This is a genomic window from Streptomyces sp. NPDC047061 (assembly GCF_040643955.1).
In the GTDB taxonomy this organism is placed as follows: Bacteria; Actinomycetota; Actinomycetes; order Streptomycetales; family Streptomycetaceae; genus Streptomyces.
The window spans coordinates 15,526-29,214 of the sequence record NZ_JBEYVI010000038.1 but is presented as its reverse complement, the minus strand read 5'-3'; the positions used below and the strand labels follow the sequence as shown (position 1 = coordinate 29,214).

Genomic DNA, 13,689 nt, shown 5'->3' with positions numbered 1-13,689 from the left:
CACCCGCGCAGACCGAGAAGAGAGCGAGACAAGCCCCATGACCGACACCCACGGCCCCCGTCCGGCCGATCCGCTGACCCGGTTCCTGGCCGCCGCCGACGCCACACCCGGGCGCACCGCGGTCGTGGCCGCCGACGGCCGGCTCAGCTACGCCGAACTCGACCGCCGCACCGCGGAGCTGGCGGGCGCACTGCGCGCCCACGGCATCCGCCGCGGCGACCGGGTGGGCATCCACCTGCGCCGCACCACCGACCTGCCGGTGGCGCTGCTCGCCGTGTGGCGGGCGGGCGCGGCCTACGTACCGCTCGACCCCGCCTACCCCCGGGAGCGGCTCGCTTTCATGGCCGAGGACTCGGGCCTGGCCCTGCTGCTCACGGCCGAGCCGGGCGCCGTCCCGCTGCCCGACGGAGTCCCGGCCCTCGGCCCCGACGCGACCGGCGGCCCCGGCCCCGACACCCCGGTCACCGCCCTGGACGCGGCCTACGTCATCTACACCTCCGGCTCCACCGGCCGCCCCAAGGGCGTCGAGGCCACCCGCGGCGGCGTCGCCGCCCTCCTGGCCGGCCTGGAGGAACGCGGTATGTACCGGTCCGAGGCGGGCGTGGTCGGCTGGAGCGCGAGCGTGTCCTTCGACGCCTCCGTCCAGCAGTGGGCCCGGGTCTGCCGGGGCGACACCGTCGTCGTGGTCGACGACACGACCCGCACCGACCCGGTCCGGCTGGCCGCCCTGCTCGACGAGCACGGCGTCACCGACCTGGACCTCACCCCCTCGCACTGGGAGTTGCTGCGCGAGCCGCTCGCCGCCCGCCCGGTCCGGCTGTTCATGGGCGGCGAGCCCGTAGCGCAGGCGACCTGGGACGAGATCACGAGCGGCGGAACCGACGCCCTCAACCTGTACGGCCCCACCGAGTGCACCGTCGACTCCACCGCCACCCGCATCGCCGGGCCCCGGCCGCACATCGGCGACGCCCTGCCCGCCGTGACCCCGCACCTGCTGGACGAGGAGCTGCGACCGGTGGCCCCCGGCACCACCGCGGAGCTCTACCTCTCCGGTCCCACCGTCACCCACGGATACGTCGGCCGCCCCGGCCTGACCGCCGAACGCTTCGTGGCCAGCCCCTTCGCGCCCGGAGCACGGATGTACCGCACGGGCGACCTGGCCCGCCGCCGCCCGGACGGCACCCTGGAGTTCGCCGGCCGCGCCGACCGCCAGCTCAAACTGCGCGGCTTCCGCATCGAACCGGGTGAGATCGAGGGCGCCCTGACCCGTCATCCGCGGATCCGCGAGGCCGCCGTCAAGGTCCACGAGGCCGCCCCCGGAGACCAGCGGCTCATCGCCTACGTCACCGCCTCCGGCACCCCGGACCTCGCCACCGACGACATCCTGGCCCATGCCCGCACCCTGCTGCCCGCCCACATGGTCCCGGCCACGGCCCTCGTCCTCGACGCGCTGCCGCTCACCCCCAACGGGAAACTCGACCACGCAGCGCTGCCCGCCCCGGCGCCCCTCGCCGCGTCCCGGCCGGAGCCGGCGGACCGGTCGGGGACCGGTACCGGTCCGGCGGGCACCGGTCCGGTCGGCACCGGCCTGGCGGAACAGGTCGCCGACGTCTGGCGGACCGTCCTCGGCCGCGACGACATCCGCCCCGACGACGACTTCCTCACCCTCGGCGGCCACTCGCTCGCCGCACTGCGGGTCATCCACATCCTGCGCCGCACCCTGAGCATCGAACTCCAGTTGCGCCACCTGCTCGACGCCCGCGACCTCGCCGACTTCACCGAGGCGGTCCGCACGGCAGGCCAGGCCCCGGCGCCCCGGCGGCCGGCCCTCGTCGGCGGTGCGGCGGCTGCCCGATGACCCCGCCACGGCCCCGGATCGAGGGGGACTGGCTGCTGGTGCCCGCACCCCAGGACCACCGCCCCTACCGGCTGTTCTGCTTCCCGCACGCCGGCGGTGACGCCACCGCCTTCGCCCCGCTGGCCCAGGCGCTCGCCCCGGCCGCCGAGGTGTGGGCCCTGCGCATGCCGGCCCGGGGCGGACGCAGCCGCCACCCGATGCCCGCCACCTTCGACCAGCTGGTACGGACGGTGACGGACGCCCTGCTCCCGCACCTGGACGGCCGCTTCGGCTTCTACGGACAGAGCTTCGGCTCCCTGCTCGCCTACGAGGTGGCACGCGCCCTGCCCGCCGGGCACCGCCCGGAGACGGTGATCGCCGCCTCGGCGTCCGCGCCCGGCACCTGGTCCGCCCCGACCCCGCCGCAGCACGGCGCCGAGGATCTGCTCCGGACCTGCGGAATGGGTGAACTCGTCGCGTCGGAGCCGGAGTTGCGGGAGCTGGCGCTGCGGGCCATCCGCAGCGACCTCACGGTGCGCGACACCTACCGGTACCGGCCCGGCCCGCTGCTCGACACCGCTCTGCACGCCGTCGCCGGCGACGCCGACCCGATGCTCGACGCCACCCTGCTCGCGGGCTGGGCGGAGCACACCTCGGGCGCCTTCGACCTCACGGTCGTTCCCGGCGGCCATCTGCTGGCGACCGTACAACGGCCCGGACCCGTGGGCCTGCTGACCTCGATCGTCGGGCACCGGCCCGATCCGACCCCCAGGGAGCCCCGATGGCCACGAGCACAGCCCCTCGCCCACTGACCTCCGGCCCGGCGCCGGCCGCCCCCGTCGACCTGAGCGACCCCGCCCTGTGGACCCGCCCCGACCTGCCCGCCGTCGTCGACCGGCTGCGGGCTGCGGGCCCCGTCCAGCGCACCGGGACCGCCGACGACGGGCCGGTCTGGTCGGTGCTCTCCTACGACCTGGCCGTCGAGGTCCTCAAGGACGCGGCCACCTACAGCTCGGAGGGCGGCTCGCTGCTCGGCGCAGGAGCCGGGAACACACCCGTCGGCGCGGGCCGCATGATGGCCCTGACCGACCCGCCCCGGCACCGTGAACTCCGGGCGCCCGCCACCCCGTTCCTCTCGCCGGGCGGGGCCCGCGGCGCCGCCCCCGGCATCACCGAGCTGTCCCACCGGATCGTCACCACGGCGGTGGAGCGGGGCGAGGTCGACCTCGTCGACGTCGTCTCCCCGCTGCCCCTGACCGTGATGTGCGACCTGCTCGACGTCCCGGACCAGGACCGCGAGATGGTCGTACAGGTCTGCGACGACGCCTTCCTCGGCCGCACCGCGCAGGAGCGCAGAGCAGGTCATCAGCGGCTCATCCCGTATCTCATGCACCAGGTCATGAAGCGGCGGGCCGACCCCCGTGACGACCTCATCAGCATGATGGCCACGTACCGGATCGCCGGGCGGCTGCTGCCCGTCGAGGACGTGGTCCTCAACCTGGACAACATCGTCGTCGGCGGCGTCCAGACCGTCCGCCACACCGCCGTGATGGGCCTGCTCGCGCTCGTACGGCACCCCGATCTGTGGCACCGGCTGCAGAGCGGCGAGGCCGCGATGGGGCCGGCCCTCGACGAACTGCTGCGCTGGACCTCGGTCGGACTGCACACCCTGCGCACCGCCACCAGGGACACCGTGCTGGGCGGCCACGACATCCGGCGCGGCGAGCGCGTCGTCGTATGGACCTGGGCGGCCAACCACGACCCGGCCGCCTTCGACCGCCCGCACGACATCGTGCTCGACCGCAGCCCCAACCGCCACGTGGCCCTCGGCCTCGGCGCGCACTACTGCATCGGCGCCCCGCTGGCCAAGACGGAACTGAGCGCACTCTTCACGGCCCTGCTGGACCGCGTCGAGCGGATCGAGCCGACCGGACCGGTCCAGTACAACCGCTCGATCATCAACTTCGGCCTGGACCACTTCCCGGTGCGTCTGCTCGCCCGCCGAGCCCACCGATCCCGCTGAACTTCCGCTCTCCTGCCGGAATTCCTGCCTGTCGGCCCTATCTGGCGCCGATAACTTCGAAAAGCCCGGACGGCAGTTCTGCATCGCGGATTTCCGCGATTTCCGCCCCGCTCACGACGGAGGAAAAGACCATCATGACGAATCCCTTCGAGGACGAGAACGGCACCTACAAGGTGCTTGTCAACGACGAGAACCAGCACTCCCTGTGGCCCGCGTGGATCGACGTCCCGGCCGGCTGGACGGTCGCCTTCGGCGAGGCCGACCGGCAGGCCTGCCTCGCCTGGATCGAGGAGAACTGGACCGACATCCGCCCGGCGAGCCTGCTCGCCGCCCTCGGCCGCTAGGGGGCCCCGCCGTGTCGAACGCACCGACCACCCCGCGCTGGGAGACGGCTCCCGGCCGCCCGGCCCTGACCCGCGTGACCGGCGTCCACGACATGGACGCGGCCGTCGCATGGCTCCAGAGCAACAGTCCGCAGTTGCGGGCGGCGCTCGCCGAGCACGGCGCGATCTTCCTGCGGGGCCTGCCGGTCACCGGCAGCGAGGACGTCGCCCGGGTCCGCGACGTGCTGCTGCCCGAGCCCACCCCCTACCGGGAGAAGGCCACCCCGCGCAGCGACTTCGGCCACGGGGTCTTCTCCTCGACCGACCTGCCGTCCCACCAGTCGATCCGCATGCACAACGAGAACAGCTACACGCTCACCTTCCCCGGCAAGCTGCTCTTCGCCTGCCTCACCGCCCCCGCCGAGGGCGGTGCCACCCCCGTCGTCGACTGCCGCAAGGTCCTGGCGAACCTGCCCGCCGCCCTCGTGGACCGGGTGCGTGCCGGCGGCTGGACGCTCACCCGGAACTACTCGGAGTACGTGTCCCTGGACTGGCGCACGGCCTTCGCGACCGACGACCCGGCGAAGGTCGAGGAGTACTGCGCCGAGAACCTCGTCTCCTGGGAGTGGCGGGAGGACGGCCGGCTGCGGACCCGGCAGCTGCGCCCCGGCACGATCACGCACCCGGAGACCGGCGAGGAGGTCTGGTTCAACCACCTCGCGTTCTGGAACGAATGGTCGCTGGACCCGATGATCCGCGAGGCTCTGACCGACGAGTTCGGCCCCGACGGCCTGCCCTTCAACACAGGCGTCGGCGACGGAGCCCCCCTCACCCGGGACGACGTGGAGATCCTCAACGCCGTCTACGAGGCGGCCACCGTCCGCGAACCCTGGCAGCGGGGCGACGTGATGCTCGTCGACAACGTCCTCGCCGCCCACGGCCGCGACCCGTTCCGCGGCGACCGGAAGATCGCCGTCGCCATGGGATCGCCCGTCGACGTCCTGGACTGCCGGCCCAGCGTGCCGCCCGCCCCCTTCCGCGCCGCACCCCTGCCCACCGCCTGACCAGCCCCCGTGGCCCGTGACGTAAGGACAGATCCGTGATCCCGGTTTCCTTCGCGCAGCAGCGTCTGTGGCTGACCGACCAGATCGAAGGGCCTGGCCCGCTCTACAACCTGCCGTTCGCGGTCCGCCTGCACGGCGCACCGGACCCGGCGGCCCTGCGCGCCGCGGTCGTGGACGTCATCACCCGGCACGAGGCGCTGCGCACGGTCTTCCCGGCCGTGGCCGGCGTCCCCGTGCAACAGGTGGTGTCCGCCGGGCAGGCGGCGGCGGATCTCTCCTTCACGGTCGTCGACTGCACGGCCGACCCCGACGGCTATCCCGCGCGGCGCGACGCGGCGGCGGCCGAACCCTTCGACCTGCGCGGGGAACTCCCCGTCCGCATATGGGTGTTCGTCCTTGCGCCGGACGAGTACGTGCTGCTGACGGTGCTGCACCACATCGCCGGCGACGGCTGGTCGAAGGGGCCGTTCCTGCGCGACCTGGCCACCGCCCACACGGCCAGGCGCGCGGGCCGGGCCCCCGACTGGGAGCCGCTGCCCGTCCAGTACGCCGACTACGCGCTCTGGCAGCGCGAGTTGCTCGGCAGCGACAGCGACCCGGACAGCCTGATGGCCCGTCAACTCAACTACTGGCGGGCCAAGCTGGCCGGCCTCCCCGAGGAACTGACCCTGCCCACCGACCGGCCCCGCCCGCGCGCCCTGGGCGGCGGCGCCGACGCGCTGCCCCTGCGCCTCGACGCGGACCTGCACGCCAGGCTGCTGGACCTGGCGCGCACCCACCGGGTGACCCTGTTCATGGTGCTCCAGGCGGCCCTGGCCGCGCTGATCTCCCGGCTGGGCGGCGGCACCGACGTGCCGGTCGGCTCGGTCGTGGCGGGCCGCTCGGAGGAGGCACTCGACGACCTGGTCGGCTTCTTCGTCAACACGCTGGTGCTGCGCACCGACGTCTCCGGCGACCCGTCCTTCACCGAACTCCTCGCCCGGGTCCGGGAGACCCACCTGGAGGCCCACGCCCACCAGGACGTGCCCTTCGAACGGCTGGTGGAGGAGCTCAACCCGGTCCGCTCGACGGCCCGCCACCCCCTGTTCCAGGTGATGGCCGTCCTGCAGAACAACGAGAACGCCTCCCGCGGCCAGGCAGCCCCGGACGGCCCGGACTTCACGCCCGAGCCGCTGGGGATCAGGGTCGCGAAGTTCGACCTCAACATCGGAATGGAGGAGAACCACACCCCGGACGGTGCCCCGGCCGGGATCACCGGCTCCATCGAGTTCGCGGCCGACCTGTTCGACCCCGGGACGGTCGCGGCGTTCGCCGCCCGCTGGGAGCGGCTGCTCAGGGCGGCCACTGCCGACGCGGACGTACCGGTCGGCCGGCACGACCTGCTGAGTGAGGAGGAACGAGCCCGGATCCTGGGGGAGTGGAACGACACCGCACGCCCGGTGCCGGGCGACGGCACCCTGACGGAGGCGTTCACCCGGCAGGTCGCACGCACCCCGCACGCCGTCGCGGTGGTGTCGGACGAAGTCACCTACACCTACGCGCAGTTGCAGACCCGCGCACGGAGCCTCGCGGCCCGGCTCGCCGCGCTGGACGTGGGCCCGGAGACGCCCGTGGCGATGCTGCTGGAGCGCTCGGCCGAGGTCGTGGTCGCCACGCTGGCGATCGTGCTTGCGGGCGGGGCGTACGTCCCGTTGCACGCCTCCCTGCCGGCGGACCGGCTGGAATGGGTGCTGGCCCAGGCCGGGGCCCCGGTGCTGCTGACGGACCGCGACGACCTCGGCTTCGTCCCCGACGCCCTGGTGATGCGGCCCGAGGGCGACCCCGTACCCGGATTCCGGGCACCGGCGGCCCACCCCGACCAGCTCGCGTACGTGATGTACACCTCCGGCTCCACCGGGCAGCCCAAGGGCGTCGCGGTCCGCCACCGCGACGTCGTCGCCCTCGCCACCGACCACCGCTGGCACGGCGGGAACCACCGCCGCGTCCTGCTGCACTCGCCGCACGCCTTCGACGCCGCCACCTACGAACTGTGGGCGCCCCTGCTGTCCGGCGGCACCGTCGTTGTCGCCCCGCCCGGCCACCTCGACCCGGCCGTCCTGCGCGACACGATCGAACGCCACGCGGTGACGGCGGCCTGGCTCACCAAGGGCCTGTTCGACGTCGTCGCCGAGGAGAGCCCGCACTCCCTCGCCGGCCTGCGCGCGGTCACCACCGGCGGCGACGCGGCCGCCCCGGCCATGCTCCGCCGGGTCCTCGACGCCTGCCCCGGCCTGGTCCTGGGCAACGGGTACGGCCCGACCGAGACCACCACCTTCGCCACGTTCCGCCGGATCACCGAGGACGACCTCGGCGGAACCCGGGTGCCGATCGGCACCCCTCTCGACAACATGCGCGCCTACGTCCTGGACGGCGGCCTGCGCCCGGTGCCGCCGGGCGTCCACGGCGAGCTGTACGTGGCCGGAGCCGGCCTCGCCCGCGGCTACGCGGACCGGCCCGCCCTGACCGCCGAACGCTTTGTGGCCTGCCCCTTCGAGCCGGGCGAGCGGATGTACCGCACCGGCGACCTGGTACGCCACCGCGCGGACGGCACCGTCGAGTTCCTCGGCCGCACCGACCACCAGGTCAAGATCCGCGGCTTCCGCATCGAACCCGGCGAGATCGAGGCCGTACTCGCCCGGCACGAGGGCGTCGGCCAGGTCGCCGTGATCGTCCGCGAGGACGACGGCGGGAAGCGGCTGGTGGCCTACTGCACCCCCGCGGGCGAACAACCGGACCTGGCAAGCGCGTTGCACCGGTACGCCGTCGGCACCCTGCCGGGCTACATGGTGCCCCTTGTGATGGTCCTCGACCGGCTCCCGCAGACCGCCAACGACAAACTGGACCGCGCCGCCCTGCCCGCCCCCGACCTGGGCGGACCAGCCGGCGGACGCGCCCCTCGCACACCCCGCGAGGAGATCCTGTGCGGCCTGTTCGCCGAACTGCTCGGCCTGGCCTCGGTGGGCGTCGACGACGACTTCTTCGCCCTCGGCGGCCACTCCCTGACGGCCACCCGGCTGGTCAGCCGCATCCGCACGGTCCTGGGCGCCGAGCTCCCGCTGGCCGAACTGTTCCAGGCACCGACGCCCGCGGGCCTCGCCGACCGTCTCCCCGACGGCACCGCAGGCACCCCGGCGCGCCCCGCACCCCGGCCGGCCGTCCGGCCGGAGCGGCTCCCGCTCTCCTTCGCCCAGCAGCGTCTCTGGTTCATCGGCCAGGCCGAGGGCCCCAGCGCCACCTACAACGTCTCCCTCGCCCTGCGGCTGCGCAGCGCCCTGGACACCACCGCCCTGGAGGCCGCCCTCAGGGACGTCGTCGGCCGCCACGAGGCCCTGCGCACCGTCTACCGCACCTTCGGCGGCGTCCCCTACCAGCACGTCCTCGACGAGCCGCCCGCCCCGCTGCTGACCGTCGCGGACATACCCGTCGCCGACGCCGCGGGCCATGTCTTCGACCTCGCCACGGACGTCCCCGTGCACGCCCACCTGATCCCCGACGGACCCGACGAACAGATCCTCGTCCTGGTCGTCCACCACATCGCCGCCGACGGCGCCTCCCTGCGCCCGCTGTTCGACGACCTCCTCACCGCCTACCGGGCCCGCCGCGCGGGCACCGCCCCGAACTGGCGGCCGCTGCCGCTGCAGTACGCGGACTACGCGCTCTGGCAACGGGAACTGCTCGGCACCGACCAGGACCCCGACAGCCTCCTGACCCGGCAGCTCGCCCACTGGAAGCACGCCCTCGCCGGGCTCCCCGACGAACTCGGCCTGCCGACCGACCGGCCCCGCCCGGCCGTACCCGGCCACCGCGGCGACACCGTCCGCTTCGAACTCGACCCCGCCCTCCACACCCGTCTCACCGCACTGGCCCGCACCCACGGTGCCACCCTGTTCATGGTCCTCCAGGCCGCGTTCGCCACCCTCCTGCACCGCTTCGGCGCCGGTGACGACATCCCCGTCGGCACCCCCGTGGCCGGCCGGGCGGACGGCGCCCTGGACGACCTGGTCGGCTTCTTCGTCAACACCCTCGTCCTCCGGACCGACCTGTCGGGCCGCCCGAGCTTCACCGAACTGCTGACCCGCGTCCGCACCGCCGACCTCGCCGCCTACGCCCACCAGGACGTGCCCTTCGAACGGCTGGTGGAGGAGCTCAACCCGGTCCGCTCCCCGGCCCGCAACCCCCTGTTCCAGGTGATGCTGGCCTACGACAACACCACCGAGGCGGACATCGCCTTCCCCGGGGTGCACGCCGAGCACGAGACCACCGACTTCACGACCTCCCCCTTCGACCTGTGCCTCAATGTCACCGAACGCCACGGCCCGGACGGCGCCACGACCGGACTGGGCGGCGCGCTCGAATACGCCACCGACCTGTTCGACCGCGCGACCGCCGAGCGGCTCACCACCGCCCTCACCAGCGTGCTGAGCCAGGTCGCCGAGGACCCCGGCCGCGCCGTCGGCAGCCTGGACGTCCTGACGGCGGACGACCGTACGGCGCTGGAGCGCTGGAACGACACCGTCCTCCCCGAGTCGCGCGCCCTGCTGCCGGAGGTATTCGCGGCACAGGCCGCCCGGACCCCCGACGCCGTGGCCCTGGTCAGCCGTGACACCTCGCTGACCTACCGGGAGCTGGACGCCCGCGCCGACGCCCTGGCCGGGCGGCTGGTTGCCGCCGGTGTCGGACCCGAGGAGGTCGTCGCCCTCGCCCTGGACCGCTCGGCCGGCTCGATCGTGGCGCTCCTGGCCGTGCTCAAGGCGGGCGGCGCCTACCTCCCGCTGGACGCCGACTACCCGGCGGACCGCCTCACCCACATGCTCCGCGACACCGCCCCGCTGCTCGCCCTGACCCACGCCGCCTGGCCTCTTCCGGACATCCTGGACGGCCTGCCCCAGCTGTCGGAAGACGAGCAGGGCTCCCTGACCGGCCACCCGGGCCCGGCCACGCCCCGGGCCGGCGCCCGCAACGCCGCCTACCTCATCTACACCTCCGGCTCGACCGGCCGGCCCAAGGGCGTGGTGATCGAGCACCGGGGCGTCGCCAACCTGTACGCCTTCCACCGGGCCACCACCATCGCGGAGGCCGAACGCGCCCACCCGGGGCGGCGGTTCAGGTTCGCGCTGACCGCCTCGCTGTCCTTCGACACCTCCTGGGAGGGAATCCTGTGGATGGTGGCCGGGCACGAACTGCACCTGCTCGACGACGACTGCCGCCGTGACGCCGCCGCCGTGGTGCGCCACGTGGCCGAGACCGGGATCGACGCCATGGACGTCACCCCCACCTACGCAGAGCAACTCCTCGAGGAGGGGCTGCTGGAGCGACGCCCGCTCCCGGTCCTGATGCTCGGCGGCGAGGCCGCAGGACCGGCCCTGTGGACCGCCGTGCGCGAGACCCCCGGAGTGACCGGCCACAACCTCTACGGCCCCACCGAGTACAGCGTCGACGCCCTCCACGCCCGGCTGGCCGAACACGAAACCCCGCTGATCGGGACGCCGTTGACGAACACCCGGGCCCATGTGCTGGACGAGGGCCTACGCCCGGTCCCGGTCGGTGTGGCGGGCGAGCTGTACCTCGCCGGCGCGGGCATCGCCCGCGGCTATCTGAACCGCCCCGCCCTCAGCGCCGAGCGGTTCGTCGCCGATCCGTTCGCGGCGGGGGAGCGGATGTACCGCACCGGCGACCTGGTGCGCCGCCGCCCGGACGGCGAGGTGGAGTACCTGGGACGCACGGACCACCAGGTCAAGATCCGCGGTTTCCGCATCGAACTCGGCGAGGTGGAGGCGGTACTGGCCCGCTGCCCCGGAGTGACGCAGGCCGTGGTCGTCGCCCACGAGGGGCGGCTGGCCGGCTATGTGACCGGCGAGGCCGACGGCACCGCCGTACGGGAGTTCGCGGCGGGTGCGCTGCCCGGGTACATGGTCCCGGCGTCGGTCACGGTGCTGGACGCGCTGCCCCTGAACGTCAACGGCAAGCTGGACCGCGCGGCGCTGCCCGCACCGCGCTTCGCGGGAACGGCGGCCGGACGGGCGCCGGCGAGCCCCCGCGAGGAGACCCTGTGCGGTCTGTTCGCCGACGTGCTGGGTCTGGAGTCGGTCTCGGTGGACGACGACTTCTTCGCCCTGGGCGGCCACTCGCTGCTGGCGACCCGGCTGCTGAGCCGGATCCGCGCCGTGCTGGGCGAGGACATCGGCATCCGCGCCCTGTTCGAACACCCCACCCCCGCCGGTCTCACCCGCCACCTCGACACCGAGCGCGGACCGCAGGACTCCCTCGGGACCCTGCTGCCGCTGCGGACCGGCGGCACCGCGACCCCCTTGTTCTGCGTCCATCCGGGAGCCGGCATCAGCTGGGTCTACTCCGGCCTGCTGCGCCACATCGACACCGCCCACCCGGTCTACGGCCTCCAGGCCCCCGGCCTGCGGGGCGCCACCCCCGACAGCGTCGGCGCACTGGCCGCGACCTACCTGCGGCACATCCGGTCCGTCCAGTCCCAGGGCCCCTACCACCTGCTCGGCTGGTCCTTCGGCGCCGTCGTCGCCCACGAGATGGCCGTACGGCTCCAGGCGGACGGCGAGGAGCCCGGCTCCCTGATCCTGCTGGACGGCTACCCGCCGACCCCGGCCCCCGACCGCGGCGACACGTCGGGCCCAGCGGAACGGCCGGACCCGCTCGCGGCACTGCTGGCCTCACTGGGCTACGCCACCGACGGCCAGGCGGCCGGCGGGGACCGCGAGGACGCCGGGGACGGCGAGGACAGCGGGGAGAGCGCGGACGGACATGGCGGCGACGGGGGCGTACCGGAGGCCCTGCGGGCCATGCTCGGCGACGCAGTCGACGTCCTGCCCCGGGTCTTCGCCGACCACGACAGGTTGCTGGCCGCACACGTGCCCGGTGTCTACCGGGGCGACGCCCTGTTCATCGGCGCCGCGCTCGACAAGCCCGCCGACTGGCCGTACGAGAGCGCCTGGCGGCCGTACGTCACCGGCCTGATCGAACACGACCTGCTCGCCTGCGAGCACGGCGCGATGACCCGGCCCGGTCCGATCGCCCTGATCGCGGAAGCGGTCGCCAAGAAACTCCGCACCGCACAGCCGGGAGAGCACCGATGAGCCGCGCGTACGCCGATCCCGCCGCCCCCGGGCGGGAGGACGGGCGGCCCGCCCGCGGCCGCCTGGGCCTGTGGTCCGAACGGAACTTCCGCAGGCTGTGGCTGGGCGAGACCACGAGCGGCCTGGGCACCGCGGTCGGCCATGTGTCCCTGTCCCTGGTGGCGGTGGTCACGCTGCACGCCTCCCCGTTCATGATGGGCGTACTGACCGCGGCGGCCTGGACACCGTGGCTGCTCATCGGCCTCCCGGCGGGTGCCTGGGTGGACCGCTGGCCGCGCCGCCGCACCATGCTGGTCTGCGACCTGGCGCTGATGCTCCTGTTCGGCAGTGTTCCCGTGGCCGCCTGGCTGGGGGTGCTCACCCTCACCCAGGTCGTGCTCGTCGCCCTGCTCTCCGGCGCGGCGAAGGTGTTCTTCAGCACCGCCTACACGGCGCTGCTGCCCGCGCTCGTGACCGACGACGACATGCTGGAGGCCAACGCCAAGCTGCACGGCGCCGAATCGGCGGCGGACGTCGCGGGACCCGGTGTGGCGGGCCTGGTCACCCAGGCCTTGGGCGCGGTCACCGGGGTCCTCCTCGACGCGGTGACGTACCTGGTCTCCGCACTCTGCCTCGGCGGGATCGACGTACCCGAGAACCCGCCGGAGCCGTCCGAGCGCAGAGCGCTCCGGCGGGAGATCGCCGAAGGCGTGCGGTTCGTGGCCCGCGACCCGTACCTGCGGACGCTGGCGGGCTTCGGTGCCCTCGCCAACCTGGCCCTCAACGGAATCCAGGCCGTACAGACCGTCTTCCTCGTGCGGGACGTCGGCCTCCGACCGGGCGCAGTCGGCACCGTGTTCGCGGTGGTGAGCGTCGGCGGCCTCGCCGGGGCGGCCGTCGCCGGCCGGATCGCCCGCTGGTTCGGCACCGCCCGCGGACTGCTGCTGTGCATGCTGGTCGTGGCGCCCTTCATCTTCCTGCTGCCCTTCGCGGGACGGCAGTTGCCGCTCATGGTGAGCGCCCTCGCCTGGGGCGTCGCGGTGTGCGGCGTGGTCGCGGGCAACGTCATCGTCGCCGGCTTCTACCAGACGTACTGCCCCTCCCACCTGCTCGGCCGGATCCGGGCGAGCGCGTCGACCGTCAACTACGGGGCGATCCCCGTCGGCGCCCTGCTCGGCGGCTGGCTGGGCGGCGCCGTGGGCAGCAGACCCACCATCTGGATCATGTCCGCCGTGCTGCTGACCGCCGCTCTCGTCCTGCTCGCGAGCCCCCTTCGCACCCTCCGCAACCTTCCCCGGACGTCGTAAGGACTGATGACCGC

Annotated in this window: 7 protein-coding genes; all 7 read left to right on the top strand. The window is 74.0% G+C overall.

The features are described 5' to 3' along the window. Nucleotides 1–37 precede the first annotated feature (37 nt). The 7 genes from ABZ887_RS38900 to ABZ887_RS38870 all read left to right on the top strand — a co-directional run bounded on the left by ABZ887_RS38900 (nucleotide 38) and on the right by ABZ887_RS38870 (nucleotide 13,675). Nucleotides 38–1,858 carry a non-ribosomal peptide synthetase gene (locus tag ABZ887_RS38900; RefSeq protein ID WP_361300722.1) on the top strand — a complete coding sequence of 607 codons (1,821 nt, stop codon included), beginning with the start codon at nucleotides 38–40 and terminating at the stop codon, nucleotides 1,856–1,858. After that, the gene (locus ABZ887_RS38895) at nucleotides 1,855–2,649 is read left to right on the top strand and encodes a thioesterase domain-containing protein (RefSeq protein WP_361300719.1); all 795 of its coding nucleotides are present in this window, start codon (nucleotides 1,855–1,857) and stop codon (nucleotides 2,647–2,649) included. The genes ABZ887_RS38900 and ABZ887_RS38895 overlap by 4 nt, the downstream gene beginning before the upstream one ends. After that, the gene (locus ABZ887_RS38890; protein ID WP_361300716.1) at nucleotides 2,619–3,860 is read left to right on the top strand and encodes a cytochrome P450; all 1,242 of its coding nucleotides are present in this window, start codon (nucleotides 2,619–2,621) and stop codon (nucleotides 3,858–3,860) included. The genes ABZ887_RS38895 and ABZ887_RS38890 overlap by 31 nt, the downstream gene beginning before the upstream one ends. Before the next feature lie 134 nt (nucleotides 3,861–3,994). Continuing rightward, entirely contained in the window at nucleotides 3,995–4,204 is a 210-nt protein-coding gene (locus ABZ887_RS38885; protein ID WP_361300713.1) for an MbtH family protein, read from the top strand. Nucleotides 4,205–4,215: 11 nt separating this feature from the next. Next, nucleotides 4,216–5,247 carry a TauD/TfdA family dioxygenase gene (locus ABZ887_RS38880; protein WP_361300710.1) on the top strand — a complete coding sequence of 344 codons (1,032 nt, stop codon included), beginning with the start codon at nucleotides 4,216–4,218 and terminating at the stop codon, nucleotides 5,245–5,247. 35 nt (nucleotides 5,248–5,282) lie between these two features. After that, complete coding sequence (locus ABZ887_RS38875; protein ID WP_361300707.1) at nucleotides 5,283–12,389, top strand: amino acid adenylation domain-containing protein; 7,107 nt, start codon at nucleotides 5,283–5,285, stop codon at nucleotides 12,387–12,389. Further along, the gene (locus ABZ887_RS38870) at nucleotides 12,386–13,675 is read left to right on the top strand and encodes an MFS transporter (RefSeq protein ID WP_361300704.1); all 1,290 of its coding nucleotides are present in this window, start codon (nucleotides 12,386–12,388) and stop codon (nucleotides 13,673–13,675) included. Before ABZ887_RS38875 ends, ABZ887_RS38870 begins: the two co-directional genes overlap by 4 nt. Nucleotides 13,676–13,689 lie beyond the last annotated feature (14 nt).

Coding starts and splice junctions, on each gene's coding strand:
- ABZ887_RS38885 (WP_361300713.1), top strand. CDS start 3,995: ATGACGAATCCCTTCGAGGACGAGAACGGCACCTACAAGGTGCTTGTC.
- ABZ887_RS38900 (WP_361300722.1), top strand. CDS start 38: ATGACCGACACCCACGGCCCCCGTCCGGCCGATCCGCTGACCCGGTTC.
- ABZ887_RS38870 (WP_361300704.1), top strand. CDS start 12,386: ATGAGCCGCGCGTACGCCGATCCCGCCGCCCCCGGGCGGGAGGACGGG.
- ABZ887_RS38895 (WP_361300719.1), top strand. CDS start 1,855: ATGACCCCGCCACGGCCCCGGATCGAGGGGGACTGGCTGCTGGTGCCC.
- ABZ887_RS38890 (WP_361300716.1), top strand. CDS start 2,619: ATGGCCACGAGCACAGCCCCTCGCCCACTGACCTCCGGCCCGGCGCCG.